Annotated in this window: 18 protein-coding genes; 15 read left to right on the forward strand and 3 right to left on the reverse strand. The window is 57.4% G+C overall.

Going from position 1 to position 18856, the window contains the following annotated elements; all coding sequences use genetic code 11:
- Positions 1 to 50 precede the first annotated feature (50 nt).
- Positions 51 to 1418 (forward strand): histidinol dehydrogenase, encoded by a 1368-nt coding sequence (gene hisD, locus SH410x_RS25360; RefSeq protein WP_473671935.1) that lies wholly within the window; start codon positions 51 to 53, stop codon positions 1416 to 1418.
- Between the two features lie 140 nt (positions 1419 to 1558).
- Here the strand turns inward: hisD and SH410x_RS25365 are convergent, their stop codons facing one another.
- Positions 1559 to 2863, reverse strand: a complete 1305-nt coding sequence (locus SH410x_RS25365; RefSeq protein WP_473671937.1) for a S49 family peptidase — start codon at positions 2861 to 2863, stop codon at positions 1559 to 1561.
- 117 nt (positions 2864 to 2980) lie between these two features.
- On the opposite strand from SH410x_RS25365, the gene SH410x_RS25370 reads away from it, so the two are divergent.
- The 5 genes from SH410x_RS25370 (at position 2981) to SH410x_RS25390 (ending at position 9853) form a co-directional block, all read left to right on the forward strand.
- Complete coding sequence (locus tag SH410x_RS25370; RefSeq protein ID WP_473671939.1) at positions 2981 to 3358, forward strand: nucleotide pyrophosphohydrolase; 378 nt, start codon at positions 2981 to 2983, stop codon at positions 3356 to 3358.
- A 183-nt stretch (positions 3359 to 3541) separates the two neighbouring features.
- On the forward strand, positions 3542 to 6076 hold the full coding sequence (locus SH410x_RS25375) for a DUF1592 domain-containing protein (RefSeq protein ID WP_473671941.1): 2535 nt from the start codon (positions 3542 to 3544) through the stop codon (positions 6074 to 6076).
- Positions 6077 to 6085: 9 nt separating this feature from the next.
- Entirely contained in the window at positions 6086 to 7390 is a 1305-nt protein-coding gene (locus tag SH410x_RS25380; RefSeq protein ID WP_473671943.1) for a DUF1552 domain-containing protein, read from the forward strand.
- A 3-nt stretch (positions 7391 to 7393) separates the two neighbouring features.
- Entirely contained in the window at positions 7394 to 8860 is a 1467-nt protein-coding gene (locus SH410x_RS25385; RefSeq protein WP_473671945.1) for an arylsulfatase, read from the forward strand.
- A 156-nt stretch (positions 8861 to 9016) separates the two neighbouring features.
- Entirely contained in the window at positions 9017 to 9853 is an 837-nt protein-coding gene (locus SH410x_RS25390; protein WP_473671947.1) for a histidine phosphatase family protein, read from the forward strand.
- Positions 9854 to 10240: 387 nt separating this feature from the next.
- On the opposite strand, the gene SH410x_RS25395 is transcribed toward SH410x_RS25390, so the two are convergent.
- Positions 10241 to 11749, reverse strand: coding sequence for an arylsulfatase (locus SH410x_RS25395; RefSeq protein WP_473671949.1), 1509 nt, complete (start codon positions 11747 to 11749; stop codon positions 10241 to 10243).
- 184 nt (positions 11750 to 11933) lie between these two features.
- On the reverse strand, positions 11934 to 12725 hold the full coding sequence (locus SH410x_RS25400) for a phage integrase N-terminal SAM-like domain-containing protein (RefSeq protein ID WP_473671951.1): 792 nt from the start codon (positions 12723 to 12725) through the stop codon (positions 11934 to 11936).
- 269 nt (positions 12726 to 12994) lie between these two features.
- Between SH410x_RS25400 and SH410x_RS25405 the strand changes: the two genes are divergently transcribed.
- From SH410x_RS25405 to SH410x_RS25445, 9 genes are all read left to right on the forward strand, one after another.
- Positions 12995 to 13273: a hypothetical protein gene (locus SH410x_RS25405; protein ID WP_473671952.1), complete on the forward strand. Its 279-nt coding sequence runs from the start codon at positions 12995 to 12997 to the stop codon at positions 13271 to 13273.
- A 238-nt stretch (positions 13274 to 13511) separates the two neighbouring features.
- Positions 13512 to 13805: a hypothetical protein gene (locus SH410x_RS25410; RefSeq protein ID WP_473671954.1), complete on the forward strand. Its 294-nt coding sequence runs from the start codon at positions 13512 to 13514 to the stop codon at positions 13803 to 13805.
- A gap of 181 nt (positions 13806 to 13986) precedes the next feature.
- The gene (locus SH410x_RS25415; protein ID WP_473671956.1) at positions 13987 to 14343 is read left to right on the forward strand and encodes a hypothetical protein; all 357 of its coding nucleotides are present in this window, start codon (positions 13987 to 13989) and stop codon (positions 14341 to 14343) included.
- A gap of 168 nt (positions 14344 to 14511) precedes the next feature.
- Positions 14512 to 14811, forward strand: coding sequence for a hypothetical protein (locus SH410x_RS25420; protein ID WP_473671958.1), 300 nt, complete (start codon positions 14512 to 14514; stop codon positions 14809 to 14811).
- A 177-nt stretch (positions 14812 to 14988) separates the two neighbouring features.
- On the forward strand, positions 14989 to 15438 hold the full coding sequence (locus SH410x_RS25425; protein ID WP_473671959.1) for a Clp protease N-terminal domain-containing protein: 450 nt from the start codon (positions 14989 to 14991) through the stop codon (positions 15436 to 15438).
- Between the two features lie 141 nt (positions 15439 to 15579).
- Positions 15580 to 15987 (forward strand): leucine-rich repeat domain-containing protein, encoded by a 408-nt coding sequence (locus SH410x_RS25430; RefSeq protein WP_473671961.1) that lies wholly within the window; start codon positions 15580 to 15582, stop codon positions 15985 to 15987.
- 140 nt (positions 15988 to 16127) lie between these two features.
- Positions 16128 to 16562, forward strand: a complete 435-nt coding sequence (locus tag SH410x_RS25435) for a hypothetical protein (RefSeq protein ID WP_473671963.1) — start codon at positions 16128 to 16130, stop codon at positions 16560 to 16562.
- A gap of 960 nt (positions 16563 to 17522) precedes the next feature.
- A complete protein-coding gene (locus SH410x_RS25440; RefSeq protein WP_473671965.1) occupies positions 17523 to 17900 on the forward strand; it encodes a hypothetical protein in 378 nt (125 codons plus the stop codon).
- A gap of 136 nt (positions 17901 to 18036) precedes the next feature.
- Complete coding sequence (locus tag SH410x_RS25445) at positions 18037 to 18468, forward strand: SMI1/KNR4 family protein (protein WP_473671967.1); 432 nt, start codon at positions 18037 to 18039, stop codon at positions 18466 to 18468.
- Positions 18469 to 18856: the final 388 nt, after the last annotated feature.

Genomic DNA, 18856 nt, shown 5'->3' on the forward strand with positions numbered 1-18856 from the left:
CCTTTCCTCCGCCACCACACCACTTCCGCTACCAACCCCAAATCTTCAAAATGTCTGAACGAACTGAAACTGTGATCCGATACGTCGATGCACGCGACGGTGGCGAGGGCGTGCTGGCCGAGCTTCGTGAAAAGCTCAGCCCGCGCGGCGACTTGGTCAGCCCCCGCGGACGCGAACTCACTCAGGCCGTCTTCGGCAAACCGCTCAGCCCCGTCGAAGTTGTCGAGACGATTTGTCGGGACGTGCAGACGGAGGGGATCACTGCGTTACTGCGATACACCCGCGCCCTCGACGGGGCGGAATTGACCGCCCAGAGCTTACGCGTCCCCGCCGCCGACTTGGCCGCCGCTCACGCCGCGGCCGATCCGGAACTCCTGCAATCGATTCGGCGAATTCGCGACAATATCATCCAGTTCCAGACCGCGATTCGGCATAGCGACGTAACGATTCAACCTCGACCAGGCGTGCGTTTAACGCAGCGATACGTCCCTCTCCGGCGAATCGGCATCTGTGTTCCCGGTGGCGCAGCAGCGTACCCTTCAACCGTACTGATGACAGCGGTGCCCGCCCAGGTCGCTGGCGTCCAGGAGATCGCAGTGGTCGCGCCGCCCACCCCATTTGGTGCCTATAACAACGACATGCTGGCGACCTGTCACGAACTCGGGCTGAGCGAAGTCTATCGCTGCGGGGGAGCGCAGGCGGTCGCCGCGATGGCGTACGGGTGTGATGGCCTGCCCGCGGTCGACAAGATCGTCGGCCCCGGCAACCTGTTCGTGGCACTGGCCAAGAAGCATGTGTTTGGCACCGTCGACATCGATTCCTTCGCCGGCCCCAGCGAAGTCATCGTGCTGGCCGACGAAACGGCGTCCCCCGCTTTCGTCGCCGCCGATCTACTCGCCCAAGCCGAACACTCGCCCGGTTCGGCGATCTTGATTACATGGCATCCGCAGCTAATCGAGCAGGTGCAACGAGAACTGACCTCACAGCTCGCCGATTTGCAGCGAAGCGATCTGGTGCGGGATGCGTTGGCTGATTTCGGCGCACTCATTCTGGTCCGCGACGCCGAGCAAGCCTGTGCGTTAACGGACTCGTTTGCTCCGGAGCACCTCCACATCCAAACGGCCAGCCCAGGCGAATTGATCGAGAACATTCACAACAGTGGTGCCGCGTTTCTGGGCCACCACACCCCGGTTGCTCTGGGCGATTACGCTGCCGGACCGAGTCATGTCCTGCCCACCGGCGGGACATGCAAATGGGCCGAAGGGCTGTCCGTCAACAGCTTTTTGCGGTCCGGCAGCGTCACGTCGTTTGCGAACGATGCCACGCATGCGATCTCATCGGACGTCATTCGATTGGCCGAGAAAGAGGGACTCACCGCTCACGCAAACAGCGTTTCCATCCGGTCCCAAGCGAAATAACAAAGGCCGCATCGAGACATTCCCCGAGGGCGTTCGCTTTGCGAAACCACCGGCGAGTCTCTCCATCGCCCGGCGACGTGAGGCTCTTCACGCAGAGTTGTCCCGCCGAAACCTCACGCCGAAACCTCCAGTCGCGACAATCATCCAGCCGCAGTGACGAAACTGGGCTCGGGTTGCCAGAGGTACAAGAAGGTTGGCATTTTGGCCCGATCGAGCCCCGGAATGCTGATCGGCAATAGCGAACTCATCGGCGAGTTCGGCGTGACGTCAAATTCGCTCAACGCCCGATCATTGTCCCGTCGCAGCAGCACCACGGGAGCGTCGGCGGGCAACCCGGCCATGCGGCCCGCGATATCAATCGCATCATCGAGGTACCCCGTGCTGTCGACTAAACCCTGCTCAACGGCTTGCAGACCCGACCACACGCGACCGTCAAAAATCTCATCGACGTCACTAGATGAATTTGGCTCGTCGCCGTCGGGATCGCTACCCAACTTCTGATCGCTCAAGCCGAGTGCCAATGGCGATTGCCCCACGCGGAGTTTGGTACCGCGTGAACGCTGGACTTGAGCAATGAAACGCTCATGAAATTGGTCCGCCATCACTTGCAAGATTTCTCGCTCGGAAACCTTCATCGTCCGCTGTGGTGATCCCAAATCGATTTTTTCGCCGGATTTCACCGGCACCGGAATAATGTTGTACTGCCCCAACGTGTCTTCCATGTTGTAGCTGTTCAGGATCACGCCGATGCCCCCGACGACCGAAGTCGGATGAGCAATGATTTGGTCGGCATGAGTGGCGAGATAATACCCACCGCCACAGCCTGTGGTCATCAAACAGGCGACGACCGGGATGTCCCGGGATTGTTTCAATCGGGTCACATCATGTGCGAGAATGTCCGACGCTGTCACACCACCACCGGGTGTGTTGATCCGCAGCACCACGGCGGAAATCGACCCATCACATTCGATCCGTCGGATCTTTTCCCGAAAGATCGCAACCGGATTTTCACCCATCGAGTTCAGGCCACTGAAGTTGCGGTTGACGATCAAGCCGTCCACATCAACGATCGCAATCCGACCGCCCGTACTTCCTGCCCGACCGTCAACCACCACGCTTTGAATCGGCGAGGCCGTATTGTCGCTGCGTGAGACCGTCACCATCTCACCGCTCATCCTGACGTCGCCATCGATCCCCATCTTGCCAGCAAGGTCCATATTGCCGCCCACGAGCGCCCGGATCGGCGTCTGGCAACCGGCGACCGCCACCACAAGTACAATGCAGCCCACCAGCCATGATGCCGCCCCGCGAGAACTGGCGTGTTGGCGAGACGGGCGGCAGGAAGTAATCGGCGAAAACATACGAGTCCATTCGTAATCGAACGTGGGGACAATCTCCGTAGCGTGTGAGTTGCCCGTACCGACCTCATCATCGTCGCCAATCACCGATTGCCTCAATGCGCACTGTCAACTCAATTGCGATCGCTACGTTGCGGCCAACCGGAATAACCGGCATCGCAAACGCAACCCACACACCCTCTGCGAACCCTTCGAGCCCGCCGCATGAATGCCCCCCCAAACGCCACCGCTGACCCCAATGACGACCATACGACCGTCGAGCAACTCAAAATGGTTGTCGAACAATTTGTCGACGAGCGAAACTGGCACTCATTTCACAACCCGAAGAATCTGGCGATGTCGTTGGCCATTGAAACGGCCGAATTGATGGAGCACTTCCAGTGGCTCACGCCCGAACAATCGCTCGCCATCATGGACGATCCCGAGACGCGTGTGGCCGTGGGTGAGGAGGTCGCCGACTGCCTCGCCTACCTCCTCTCGATTGCCAACCAACTCGATATCGACCTGGCAACGACACTCCGCGCCAAAATGATCCGCAACGCAGAAAAATATCCACTCCCCGATGAGACCGGGGCCCATTGAGCGTTTTACCTGCCCCTGCCGAGGCAATGCAATTGCTTCGGAAACGAACTGACGCGATGCGAATTCGATTCCAATAGCGTATTCAATACGTTAGAATTGAGGTTCCCCTGGACTGCTCGCACCTTTCCATCCCGCCGCGCACCGCAGTCACCCGCCCGCCCTTCTATCACCGTTCTCTCGATCATGCGCACGTTTTTTAGCCTGCCGGTCGCTCTCGCGTGGCTTGTCGTCTGCGGCCTTGCCCTGCTGGTCGATACGGCTACGGCCGAGTCGCCAGCGGCACGTGAAATCCCAAAATCGTCCGTGAATTTCCTACAGGATCACTGTCTTGATTGCCATGACGGGCCGGGGGGCGAGGGTGATTTCGATGTCTCGTCCCTGACGAGAACGCTCGACGACCCCCAGGACTACGAATCGTGGGTGCGAATTTACGACCGGGTTGAAAAAGGGGAGATGCCGCCGCCAGAGGACGGCGTTTTGGAACGCCGGGAGCTGAAGTCCTTCCTGCCCGCCACCGGCGACGCCCTCAACAACGCCGCTCGGTGGTACCGGCAGCGCGACGGTCGCGTCCAAGGCCGCCGGCTGACGAACATGCAGCTGCAGAGCAGTTTGCAGGATCTGCTCGGAATAGACGTGCCTCTAGCCAGGCTGATGCCCCCGGAAACCCGTACCAGTGGCTTCGTCCATTTGGCGGATTCGCAAACGATGTCTCACTTCCAATTGCAGACTCACCTGCGGGTCGTCGATGCGGCGCTCGACGCGGCAATGGATCGTGCGATGCTGCCCCCCAAAGACCTGTCGCTTGATTACGGGCCATCCAAAATCGCGGACAAGAAACCAGGACGCCGCAATCGCGAACCGGAACTCCGCGACGACCTCGCCGTGATCTGGTCGAGTGGCATGACTTTTTACGGCCGCATCAACTCGACGACCGTTCGCCATCCAGGTTGGTACCGGATCACGTTAACCGCATCCGCCGTCCGACCGACCGCTGGTCAAGCGGCGAAAACGAGTTCATTGTCCTCCGAGCCTGGTGTGTGGTGCAGTGTTCGCAGTGGCGAATGCGTTTCGAGCGCTCCGCTGCTGAACTGGATCGGTGACTTCCGCGCCACCGAGCAACCCCAGACAATGACCTGGGACGCATGGATCCCGAAAAATCACAAGCTCGAAATCCGCCCCGCTGATGCCACGCTGCCACGCGGCCGTTTCCAAGGCGGCCAAGTTGGCTTCGGCGAAGGCGAAAGCCAGGACATCCCTGGGCTGGCAATGCATCACCTGAGGATGCAACAAATTCATCCTGGCGGCGACATCCCAACGGTTCGATCTCGTTTGTTCGATCAGGATTCATTTCGCTACGACAAACCGACAAAACGCAGCCTACCGGACCTCTCCGATCTTAGCGATGCCGACGTCGAGTTGCGACTGAGTGAACAGATCGAACGTTTTTCCCAACGTGCCTTTCGCCGGCCGACCCCGCGTGAGGATCTGTCGCCATTCATCGACTTCGCCACCGCCACGTGGAAACAAAATTTATCCGCGGGTGAGGGTCGTGAACCCGCCTACGTCGAAGCAGTCCGCGCCGGATATCGAGCGGTCCTCTGCTCGCCACGATTTCTGTACCTCTGCGAATATGCCGACGCGAGCGAAAACACCGACGCGAGCGGGCGACTCGACGATTGGTCGGTGGCGTCTCGATTGAGTTATTTCCTATGCGGATCGATGCCCGACGACCAGCTTCTTGACGCCGCTTCGCAATCCAAGGTGCACACGCCGGCCCAGCTCCGCCGGCAAACCGATCGACTGCTCGCGACGCCCCGCGGGCAGCAATTTATCGCGAACTTCGCAGCCCAATGGCTTGATCTGGTTGATATCGATTTCACCGAACCGGACCGGCGACTGTTTCGTGATTTCGATCCTCTCGTGCAAAACGCGATGCTCGCCGAGACGCATCTCTTTCTGCAAAAACTGCTCGACGAAGACCGCCCCATCGCCCGGCTCGTCGATAGCGATGAAACCTTCCTCAACGAACGGCTGGCGCGGTACTACGGCATCAGCGTCGATGAGATTCGTGGTGCAGCGACGCTCGGCGGGCAGATGCAGAACGTAGCCCTCGATCGTAGTTCGCATCGCGGTGGCCTACTCAGCCAGGGATCCATTCTCAAAGTCACCGCTAACGGCAACGACACCTCACCTGTCGTCCGTGGCATTTGGGTTTGTGAGCGTTTGCTTGGGGAAGAGATCCCACCTCCTCCGAGTAATATCCCCGCAGTGGAACCTGACATTCGTGGGGCGACCACGATCCGTGATCTGCTTGCCAAGCATGAATCGAATGCGTCTTGCGCAGCATGTCACAAGAGCTTTGATCCGCCGGGCTTTGCCCTTGAGGTCTTTGACGCCGGTGGGCAATGGCGAGAGCGTTATCTTCAACTTCAAAAGGGCCGCTACAAGCCTGGCCCGCGCGTCGATCCCGGCCACACCATGGTCGACGGACAATCATTTCAAACATTTGATGAGTTTCGTCAGCTCGTCGCCGCTGACGACGAACGGCTCGCGGCGAATCTGGCTGCCCAGTTTCTCGTGTTTGCAACAGGAGCAAAAATTCAATTTTCAGACCGCCCCGTTCTCGATCGGATCGTCGATCAAACGGGCGACACGGACCACGGATTCCGTTCGATCTTGCATGCTGTCGTGGCGTCGGACACGTTTCTCAATAAATAGGATCTCGCGATGAAATCGCAGACAACTCAGTTTAATTTCCAAAAGCAATTGCATCGCCGGGCGGTGCTCCGTGGCAGCGGTGTGGCGATGAGCCTGCCGTGGCTTTCGGCGATGCGGCCTGCCTTCGCCCGCGACGTCGATGGCCTCGATCGCCCCCGCGACCAACCACTGCGATTCATGGCCGTGACGGTGGGCCTCGGTTTGGTCAGTGAAAACTGGATGCCCAAAGAGGAAGGTAAACAATACACACCCTCTCCCTACCTTCGCTCGCTCTCAGACCTACGCGACCGATTGACCGTTGCCTCGGGCGTGTCGCATCCGGATGTGACGGGCGGACACCGGGCCGAAGCAAGCATTCTGACTGGCACACCGATGGGTTCGGCGGGGCGCGCGGTCAACACCATTTCCATCGACCAGTTGCTGGCGAAGCATCTTGGCGATGCGACCCGGTTTCCCTCACTCGTGCTCGCGACAGGCGGCAGCAACAGCCCCTGCTACACCGATAGCGGCGCGACCATTTCACCGACGACCTCGGCGGCGGCCTTGTTTGCCGAGCTGTTCATTAATGATTCGCCTGTAGAACGAACGAAGCAGGCCGCGCGGGTTCGCCAGGGACGCAGCATCATGGATGTCGTTGCCGACGACGCTCGATCCCTACAACGAACGCTCGGACGTGGCGATCGCGATCGACTCGATTCCTATTTCACTAGCGTCCGGGGCCTTGAGCAACGGATGCAGCAATCCGAAGCATGGGCGCAGCGCCCCAAACCCGAAGTGGATGCGGAACAGCCGGTCGATATCCGCAACCCAAACGACTTAATCGGCCGATTCAAAACCATGTGCGATGTCGTGAAGTTGGCGTTGCAGACGGACTCCTCACGATTCATTACACTGCACCTGCCGGGCACGGGCGGCGTGGTGCCCATCGATGGGGTCAGTCAAGCCTACCACTCCCTCAGCCACCATGGACGTGACGAAACCAAACTCTCACAACTCGCGATCGTCGAAGAGGCCATCGTGAACCAGTGGGGCGACTTCATGCGTTCGCTCGCTCAGGTCGATGACGCCCATGGCAGCCTGCTCGACGACACCACGACGATGTTGACGAGCAACCTTGGAAACGCCTCCAACCATAGCAACCAGAATATGCCCGTGATGATCGGCGGCGGACCGTTCCAGCATGCCGGGCACCTGGCGTTCAGCCAGCAGAACAATTACCCACTCGCAAACTTTTACGTTTCCGTGTTGCAAAAGTTCGGATTGGAAATCGACCAATTCGCCAGCAGCACCGGCACCATGAACGGATTGAGCTAAACTATGCGGTACGTCACTCTCATCTTGCTCGCCTCAGTAACGTGTGCTGTGCCGTCGGGCGTGTTCGCCGAGCGACCACAGGGCACACCGCCCAACATCGTGCTCTTTGTGGCCGATGATCTGGGCTACGGCGAACTCGGTTGCTACGGCCAAAAAACCATTCGCACCCCGCGGATCGATGCCATGGCGAGCCAAGGGGTTCGCTTTACAAATTTCTACAGCGGCAACGCGGTCTGTGCCCCCAGTCGCTGCTGTCTGATGACCGGCAAACATCCCGGCCACGCATTTGTGCGCAGCAACGGCAACCCAAAACACGATCCCGATTTTGCCCGAAAAATGGGATTTGAATTCCCCGGCCAAATCCCGATCCCAGCGGAGGAGACCACGCTGGCGGAATTACTCCAACAGCGCGGCTACGCAACGGGTGCCTTCGGCAAATGGGGACTCGGCCATTTCGGTACCTCCGGCGATCCGAACACACAGGGATTTGACCTGTTTTACGGTTTTAACTGCCAAGTCCACGCCCACAATCACTACCCTACCTTCTTGTGGCGCAACCGCGTCAAAGAACAACAACCGGGCAACACGAGGGCGCTGCGCGGTGAAACGTACTCGCAAGACCAATTCGTCAATGAGGCTTGCAATTTCATCGAAAGCAACGCGGCCGGACCGTTCTTTGTCTTCATGCCGATGGCGGTGCCACACTTGTCGATCCAAGTTCCCGAAGAGTCGCTCAAGCCGTACCTCGAGACGATTGAGGAAGCCGACTATGTTCACAAAGGCTACCTCGAACATCCCCATCCACGAGCTGGGTACGCCGCGATGGTCACCCACATGGACACGGGCATTGGGCGAGTCATCGATCAAGTCGAATCCCTGGGCTTGAGCGAAGACACATTGTTCATCTTCACATCCGACAACGGCCCTACCTACGATCGGCTGGGCGGATCGGATAGCGATTACTTTCATTCAGCCGGACCGCTCAAGGGACTGAAGGGCCAGATGGACGAAGGCGGCATTCGCGTGCCATTGGTCGCCAGCTGGCAGGGACACATCACCGGACCACGTCAAAGCGATTGGATCGGGGCCTGGTGGGATTTCTTGCCCACACTCTGCGAAGTCGCTGGGCAAACCCCACCGGATGCCACCGACGGCGTCAGCTTCCTGCCCACGCTACTGGGCAATACCGAGGAACAACCCCAGCACGAATTCCTGTACTGGGAATCGCCCGGGTATACCGGCCAACAAGCGGTCCGCATCGGCAACTGGAAGGCGATTCGCAAAGGACTCTCAAAACGCCCCAAGCGGGGCGAAGCGATCCCAGGTTGGCAGCTCTACGACCTGGCCAACGACATTGGCGAAACCACCGATATCGCCACCGACCATCCCGACGTGATCGAGCAAGTCGAATTGATCGCTGACCGCGAACACACACCCAGCAAACAGTTTCCCTTGCGCGCGATCGATTGAGAATGTCGCTCGGCTCCCCGAGGCAAAAGCCGAGCAACGGAGAGGCCCCGTGCGACACATGCAACCCCGGATGGACCGCGTGCGGGGGCATCGAGATGCCAGGGGCGATCGCTCATCCATAGATTCTGCGCCCCCAACCAACGAGATCAGAACGTGATGGAAAGCCGAATGATTCAGAGAATGCTGTCCCGTGGCCTACGGAATGGCCTGCTACTTGCCGTCGCCAGCGTGTCGCTGGCAACAAGTGCTGCTCAGGCGGAAGGGCTGAAGATCTTCTACATCCGTCATGCCGAAGGCGGACACAACGTGACCCAGGATTGGGCGGATGTGCCGCAGGAGCAATGGCCCGCCTATGTTGGGGATGCCAATGCCTTAACGCCCAAAGGAAAAGAGCAACAGGCCGCAGTGTCGGAGAAGCTTCAGGAGTTTCAGCCTTTTGATTTCATCGGCGTCAGTCCCGCTTGGCGAGCACGCAACACGGTGCTGCCCTACCTCAAAGAGCTGGGAATCAAGGGCGAAATCTGGCCGGAGTTAAACGAAATTTACGCCAGTCACCTGGTTATATCCCCCGATCTAACTCCGCCCGTGGAAAAGATACTGGGGGCAGGGGCGCCGGTAAAACTGCCCTCCGATGAAGCCCCCTATTTTTCCTTGCGAGAAGGGGGCGAGAAGATGTTCAAGCGGCCTCGCTTCCCAGCAGACCATAAGGACATGGAGGGCGAAGCGGCGGTGGCCCAACGGATCCTCCGGCATGTGATTGACATGATTCAGGAGCGCTTCGGTGGATCGAACAAAACCATTCTATTGGTGGGGCACGGTAGCAGCGGCAAAGGGCTGCTCCGACTGCTCACCAACGACCGGCAGTCGGACCTTCCCGCCGGCATCGCCAACACGGGTATTTGGATGGTGGAGGAACAACCCGGCGGCGAATTCAAATTGAAAATGTACAACGACGTTCCTATCGAAAGCGAAGAGCCGGTCCCTGCTCAGTAGCGCACTTCGTATGCCGGACGCGACATCTCACCTCATCGCTCCGCTGCCCGGTCAGGCACCATCGACGAACCGACCGGCGGCAACGCAGCCGTCACTTCCGCTTGATCCAGACTCCGCAGCCTCGCGTAGCTGGCCGCAGGATTAAAAAACTACGTTCTTCACGGAATTGAGTGGCACGCTACCGATTGCGCAGACCGATCCAACGTGATGGACTTTCTAAGTACTTAGAAAATCTCGCATCCTGGATGACGGCCACTCATTTCCGAGAAGAACCCAAAACGAAACACCTCAACGCAGAAACTCCAGGCGGGCGCAACCGGGGGCGGAGCATGTGACGGTAATGTCACGCACCGCCGAATGATGAACGTCAGCCGGAGATCTCTTGACTCATAGCGCGGAAGGCGTCCATCGAGGGATGCCTCGTTCTCTGAGCTGTTTTTCATAGCGAACGTCCTGGGGATGCTCCGCCGCGTAGGGTGCATCCTCGTTGACCATCAGCGGCAGCGTCTCGGTCCACCATTGATCGTAGGCTGCTCGCATGTCGGCCACGACGTCGGCATGCGACTCCGCGACGTTCACCTTTTCGTACGGGTCAGAAGAGATATCGTACAGTTCGCTGTTGTTGACGAAACGCCATCGCTGGGTTCGCACCGCACATTTATTAAACTTGCTGTCCGACGGAGCCGCACCCTTTTCCCAACGACCAACGTGAACGAACAAGTGGCGATCCGGCCACGCCGCCTTCGGGTTTTCTAACAGCGGTAGCAGGGAACGCCCATCGATTGGCTGGGCGCCATTGGGGATTTCTGCCCCGGCGAGATCACAGAACGTCTTGTAGAGGTCGATCTGCGCCGTCAGGGCTGGAATATCGACTCCTTCGCCCAGTTCACCTTTCCATCGCCAAAATGCGGGCACGTGGGTCCCACCTTCGTAGGGCGAAGCCTTGCCAGTCTTGAAACCCGCGGTAAACATCGCCTTGCGTTTGCCGTTGAGCTTTCCGCTCCGCCCTGCTTGGCCATTGTCCGTCATGAAGATCACCAGCGTATTGTCCCACAAATTCCACTCGTCCAACTTCTGCATCAGCACGCCAAAATTATCGTCGATATTCTCGATCATGCCGTATCGACCCTGCGTGCCGGCATCCCAGCCCAAGTCCGCGAACCGCTCCTTGTACTTCTCGGGAGCCAGCATCGGTCCATGCGGCGCATTGGTACTGACGTATGCAAAGAACGGCGTCTTGGCGTCATGTTGCTGCTTGATCCAGCCCAGTGCTGCCTGAAAGAACACGTCGGTGCAGAACCCTTCGGTCTCGACAATCGTGTCGTTGTGCAGAATCAGGTTGTCAAAATAGCGCCCCTGTTTCTCGCGATTCGGCGGGAAGTCCGCACAACTCCCCTCGTAGGCCTGCCCAATGCCTCCCGCCCCATGGATGAAGACTTCACTGAAACCACGGTTGTACGGTTGGTACTCGTCCTCGTCGCCCAAATGCCACTTGCCGAAGATGCCCGTCTCGTAGCCAGCATTCCGGAGCAGTTGCGGAAATGTGATTGTCGAAAGCGCCATCCGCTCCCGCTCCTTAATCGTGTGTGTCACACCATTTCGGAATTCATGGCGGCCACTGAAGATCGCCGAACGAGACGGAGCGCATGTTGGACTGACGTGAAAATCGGTAAACCGAGTCGACATTTTATAAAAGCGATCGATATTCGGCGTCCGCAACACCGTGTTGCCCAGGCACGATAAATCACCCATCCCCTGGTCATCAGTCATCACCAGAATGATGTTTGGTCGTGAACCAACCAGCGTTTGCGCATGTGCCCTTGGAGCTGCGACCATGGAGGCCATCATGCCAAGCCAAGCAAGGACCAACGTTGCGTATACTGAGAAAACTTTCATGAATCATCTACCTTTCATTCTCTATCTGACACCGGTTTTGTCCCGGCACACCCAGTCACATTTCCCGGCAAGCAGTCTAACGCTGTCAATCCAATCCCACAAATAGATCATTGGATACTTGAGACAGTACTCCAAAACATCCGACGCACCCTTCCGTCGGATGATCCCGAAATGGTCGTTGTTTCTAACCTGGCATGACCCAGTACTTTCTGGATGCGGCGAATACCACAACCGTCTTAAAAACGGTGGGTGGCGAAAAAGTAACGCAAGCTGTGCGGCGTGGCAGGCTTGGTGATCCCCGCAGCGTCACGGCAGCCTCAATCAACTGCCGGACCTCGTCCTTACTCAACACAATTGGTTTCTTTTTGTCTCGCTTGGGTGTCTCAATCCCCAGCGTGATATCGAGAAAGCAAAACTTATCGAACGCATCTCGGATCGCCGATAGATGAACGCCCAGATGAGAAAAGCCGCGGTCTGTCTCGACGAGGTATAGCAAGTATTCCTTGACCGCCTCTCGATCCATTTCATGCGGGAGTCGCCCCGACCAACGCAGAAACGATTTCAGTGCGGCGATGTAGGGCTTCACCGTCCTCCTCTTAAAATTCCGAATCTTCATCTCACGGTACATCAGCCGGACAAATTCCTGCTGGGTTGGGCGCTGTGTTCTCAGATCGACGGCTGCCATCTCACTGCGAAAATCCCGTGTATCGATCACTCGATCGCGCGGCGCATCGCGTCCCATCGCAGCACGGTACGCCGTCGCGTCGCGATAGCGATGAATCGGATCCCGCAGCGGTTTCTCTGTTCGTTCCTGACCAGAGGCCTCATTCGACCTCAGCGTCTCCTGGGAACTGGCACTCCCCAGAGCCACGGGGGAGGAATTACCCATCAGTGAACGCTGCTCCTCGCAGGCTACCGAGACCGCATTTCGCGAGGTGATCTTCGCCGCCTCATCAAACAGATCATTCGGGTCCATCGCCTCGCTCCCCCTACGCGGCCGGCAGTCGTCGGCGGCCGCATCCGATAAAAGCCTTCAGCTCAAATAGCCAAAATATCCATCTCGAATCTAACGCTCGACACTCACCAATCAAGAAAAAAGACGTCGAATCCGTTGGAAAATCAAGAAAAGCAAAAACCAACCTTGCACACCGCTACCCAAACCACCAAAATAACCCACTTTCCGACACCTTGCGTTTAATGCGACAGGGTGTCGCCTATAAACATGTTAGGCGACCTAGATCAATCGTGACTCAACGCCAACCAACTGCTGCGGAACTGACGTCAATGGTGCGTTTGTCCCTCTGGCGCGATTGGGACCCAATCGGAATCAACGACGTGTCACCTGCTGATGACGAATACGACTCTTACGTCGGAGGCGTTTGTTCACTACTGCTTTCCGGCGCAGACGCCGTTAAACTTCGCCAGCATCTCGCACACATCGAGACCGACAACATGGGACTCTCGTCGCCATGCTCGCATCTGGACGCTGTCGTGACCAAACTTTTGGCGATGGTTGGCCGATAACCAGTGGCAACGGTCGCCTAACATGGTTTTTACGCAAGGCCGCGGCTTCGTCGTTGGAGAATCGTTTGGCTTGTCACGTAGCTCGCTTCGATGACGCGTTTAGGTTTGCCACGCCGTGGACACCGCCTCTTTGGCAACGTCCATTCTTTTTGGTAAACTGTTTGGTGTTGCGACGCTTTTTGCCTTCGGAGAGAAGCGGTGTCGTAAAAACCTTCCGTTGCACGACCTCAGGTATTCGATGGTTGACAATCCCATCACCATCGACGATTCGCTTCGACTCGTGTTCGCCCGCCTCGAAGGTGCGCTCGGCGTGTTCTTCCCCGCCGCCGAGATTGACAGCGTTTTCCTTGATGCCCGCGAGAATCAGCGCGACGAAAAACGCTACGTATTCTTTGACTCGCCCAAAATTCGCGTTTCCGGCTACGTCGAGGATTACGAACCAGAGACTATTGAAATCACGGTTAGTGCGTCGCGTCCGCAGATGGCACGCGTGAATTCGATTATCGCGGATGCTTGCAGTCGTGGACTATGATTGCGGCCGTTTTGGCGGCGCGGCGGTCGTGCAACATGGTTTTTACGCTAGGCCTTCGGCACACCTTCTTTGGTTGGTCACGCACGCTTGCCTTGGTACAATCTCTCGTAGTTCAGACATCACTCGCTTCGTTCAGGGCGGTGTCGTAAAAACCTTCCGTTAGGCGACCTACCGTATCCAGATGACTGACATTCACGATTCTGTTCGCGACAAAGTACTCGCAATCTTCCGCGAGGGTTTCGGCGATCTTGCCGGCCGCCTCGACGGTTCTGTGATGGCAACCCCCGCGATGGACGCAATCACCGCTACGCTGATGGATGAACACGGCGTGGATCGCGCCAATGACATCGCGCTGCACATGGCCGACTGGAATTGGGACGCCGCATTTATCGTCGCTCTTCACCTCTACCCCGAACGATTCACCAAGGAGGAGATCGACGCGGGGCTCGGACTGTTTCTTTGTCATGCGCCAAACCACATTCGCGAAGCATGCCGCCTGACTGACACTTACGTCTGGGAATCGTGGCCGGAATCGTAGTGCACCGGTCGCACAACATGGTTTTTACGCTAGGCCTTCGGCACACCTTGGCTCTTTGGCAACGGGCCATGGCATTGGTATAATCCCTCGTAGTTCAGGCGTTGCTCGCTTCGTTTAGGGCGGTGTCGTAAAAACCTTCCGTTGTCGGACCCTAGTCGGTTGCATCCGATGCCAAACTGGCTGCCACGCCGAATTCGTTTGCGAACTTTGTTCGTCTTGGTCGCAATTGCTGCCGTTCTGATGGCATACGCCGGACGCTACGTTCAACTACGACAACGCTCTTACGCCGAGAGCGTCGAGCATGGCATGGTCGGGATACTCTACACGCCTTCCGCCGACGTATTCCGGACTCAAGACTTGTCGCTACACTATCGGCGTTGCGTGATCTTCGCGCCCGCCAACTGGGTTGACCAAACATTCTTTGGCGGTGATGGCCCGATACGTTGCATCATGTTTTCGCTCGAATAGCGATTTGCGCAGTTCAGCCGGGGCGGACAACATGGTTTTTACGCTAGGCCTGCGGCACACCTTCCCTGTTTGGCGACGCGGGCTGGCCTTGGTACACTTTCCCATAGTTCAGGCATCGTTCGCTTCGTTTACGGCGGTGTCGTAAAAACCTTCCGTTAGGCGACTCAGGTTTCCCCGATGTTTGACCGTTTTACCGAACGCGCCAAAGCAATCATTGCAAACGCACGCGAACTTGCATCGCAGGCTGGCGAGTCCGAACCGCGAACGACTCACTTGCTGACCGCAATGCTGTCCGAGCCGCGCGGAATAGCGGGCAACGTACTTCGGGATCGCGCCGTCGATGCCGCAGCGATCGAAGCCGCAGGGCCACATTGCGGAAATCCTGATGCAACATTCTCTGAACTTGCGTCTGCCGCAACGTCGTCGGCGGTTTGGCTCGGCCACAATTTTCCCGGTACCGAACATCTGCTACTTGGTGTGTGCAATCTACCGCACTCCCATGCGTACGCTTGCCTAACTGCGTTTGATGTTCCACCTTTGACGTGCTGCCAAGACGTTCTGGAAATTCTGGGCCATCACGATGACTGGGATCGGTGGCAACGGGATCACGCGGGTAACGTCGCCTAACATGGTTTTTACGCTAGTCCCTTCGGGATCACCTTCGTCCTTTGGCACCGGGCGCTCGCATTGGTACAATTTCATTTACTCAAAGTCGCTCGCTTCGTTCACGGCGGTGACGTAAAAACCTTCCGTTAGGCGACTCAGCTAATGGCAAAATTCGACGACGAATCCCTCGTGGAACACGGATTGAATATGCCTTCGATGGTCAAACGTGATGAAGATGGCAGGATTGTCGACGCAGACTTTACTTGCGGCCTGTTGACGGATGGCGCCGTCAAATTGCTCGCAGCTCGCAATGATGTGGCTAGTATTCTGATTCTGAATCTCAGCTGGTGTCCAATCTCCGACGATGCACTTGCATCTCTGACCGTTCTCCAGTCCCTTGAAACGCTCGTACTTTGCAATACCCGGGTGACCAACTCCGGCTTGGCCTTCCTCGCAAAGATGCCCAACTTGTCTCACATTGCCCTTGAAGACACCGATGTTACACATGACGGCGTTGCCAAATTACAACAACAGTTGCCAAATTGTGTGATTGGCGCGAGAGTCGCCTAACATGGTTTTTACGCAAGGCCGCGGCTTCGTCTTTGGACAACTATTTGGTTTACCATATTGACCGCTTCGATGACGCGTTTTGGTTTGTCACACCGCGGACACCGCCTCTTTGGCAAACTGGTTTGTTTTTGGTAAACTGCTTGACGCTGCGACGCTTGTTGGCTTCGGTGAGAAGCGGTGTCGTAAAAACCTTCCGTTATGCGGCCTACGCTCGATTGAAATCCGACCCATACCGCAGCCCAGCCGTAACACCCGACGACAACGTCGTCCCCTCCGTCCCGGAACGTGGTTCGCGTTTCATCCGCTTCACGCTCTACGCACACCTGTCCGTCGTCGTGCTGACTGCGATTGCATTGGCTCACGACTCCGCAACGTGGGTGTGGTCTGATTGGTGGGAACCGATCCTCAAAGTCCTTCTCATGATCGGACTGCTCGGGTTCATCGCTTGCCCTATTTTGCTGATCGTCGCGGTATTGCGTTCCTCTCTCTCGCCCGCTCGACGGTTGGTGGTTCTCTGTGTTGGCGGCGCGATAGCGTTCGCCCACTTCGTTGCTCTCCTCCCCGGCGTCCAGTAGTTGCCGGCCGCATAACATGGTTTTTACGCTAGGCCTTCGGCACACCTTCGCTTGTTTGGCAACGGGCGTTGGCATTGGTACAATCTTTCGTGATTCAAACTCCACCACTTCGTTTAGGGCGGTGTCGTAAAAACCTTCCGTTAGACGATGCTGGGGTTTGGTTGCGCGGACGGGCTGGTTGACGTGGAGCATCGAATCACGGGCTTGAGTATCAACCGCTTTGGCGGCGTCGTGGGACTCACGACGAGGCCCCCCTTGCGCAGATCGGTGCTCTGACCATCCGTGTAAATCCGTGCCGATCCGTGGCTTAAAACGTGTCCGATGTCGTGCCACGAATGCACACCGGTTTGCGCGGTCGGCTTGCACATCTTTCGCGAGTTGATACTGTCTTGGCACTTCAACGCATCGTCTAACATGGTTTTGCCGCAGAGGCCCTACGGGCACGCCTACGTTGGTAATTCACCTTCCCCCAGCGTATCATTAGCTGTTCGCAATTCCACGCCGCTCGCTTCGGTCACCACCGGCGTCGGCAAAACCTCCCGTTAGACGATGCTGGGGTTTGGTTGCGCGGACGGGCTGGTTGACGTGGAGCATCGAATCACGGGCTTGAGTATCAACCGCTTTGGCGGCGTCGTGGGACTCGCGACGAGGCACCCGTTCCGCAGTTCGGCGCTCTGACCATGCGTGTAAATCCGTGTCGATCCGTGGCATAAAACGTGTCCGATGTCGTGCCACGAATCCACACCGTTTTGCGCGGTCGGCTTACACATCTTTCGCGAGTGGATACTGTCTTGGCACTTCAACGCATCGTCTAACATGGTTTTGCCGCAGAGGCCCTACGGGCACGCCTAAGTGGTAATTCACCTTCCCCCAGCGTATCATTAGCTGTTCGCAATTCCACGCCGCTCGCTTCGGTCACCACTGGCGTCGGCAAAACCTTCCGTTATCCGCTCGCAGCCAATGGATGCTCCAATCGCCGAGACCACGTTTGATTGCGTCGACCGTGAAGGTGCATCGTTCACGCTTCACGTGCGCATCGGAGACCGCCACGATATCCCAACGAAATCTGGTGACACCGACGTCGGTTTCTACGTCGAACTCGACCCTCTGATGGAACGCCGGCGTCAAGGTGGTCACGACACTCTCACCGCGATGTGTTTCAGCATCCAAATGGTGCGAACCGCACTCAAGACGTTTGTTGCGCACGGTGGGGCAGTGTACTTCGCGGGCACCCGTTCACCGATCGACCTCGACGACTACTGGTTCGCGCCGATTCACGGCCTAATTCGTACTGAATACCTGCTACCCGATCCGGATTCCGCTCCAAGCGGCGGATAACATGGTTTTTACGCTAGGCCTTCGGCACACCTTCCTTGGTTGGTCACGCGGGCTGGCATTGATACAATCTCCCTTAGTTCAGGCATCGCTCGCTTCGTTTAGGGCGGTGTCGTAAAAACCTTCCGTTATGTGACCTATGTCGATTCGTCTTCTTGCCGCTGCGAACCTTGAACGCTGGGTCGATGCTAACGCTGGTGCGACGGATAGCGACATCGACGCGTTGACTAACACGTCACCTCATCCGCTCCCCAACACATTTCTTTCGCTGCTTCGCACCGCCAACGGCGGCGAAGCTGAAATTGCGGGCACTGACACCAGCGATGAATCGTACCTCGTTCTTTGGTCGGCCTCCGAGTTTGTACCATTTAACGCCGAATACGAACTGCACGAACATGCTCCTTCTTTCGTTGCGTTTGGCTCCAATGGCGGCGGCGAACTCTTTGTCTTTGACTCTCGGCTGTCAAATGATGCCGTTTTCATACTGCCCACGATCGGCATGTCCGACGACGACGCAACGCCTTTCGCTGATTCGATGGACGCGTTTGTGCGACGCATAGCGGCGACGTAGCGCACCGGTCACATAACATGGTTTTTACGCTAAGGCCTTCGGCACACCTTCCTTGGTTGGTCACGCGGGCTGGCATTGGTACAATCTCTCGTAGTTCAAACATCGTTCGCTTCGTTCAGGGCGGTGTCGTAAAAACCTTCCGTTAGACGATGCTGGGGTTTGGTTGCGCGGACGAGCTGGTTGACGTGGAGCATCGAATCACGGGCTTGAGTATCAACCGCTTTGGCGGCGTCGTGGGACTCACGACGAGGCCCCCCTTGCGCAGATCGGTGCTCTGACCATCCGTGTAAATCCGTGCCGATCCGTGGCTTAAAACGTGTCCGATGTCGTGCCACGAATCCACACCGATTTGCGCGGTCGGCTTGCACGTCTTTCGCGAGTGGATACT

This window comes from Rhodopirellula sp. SH410, from assembly GCF_055811895.1.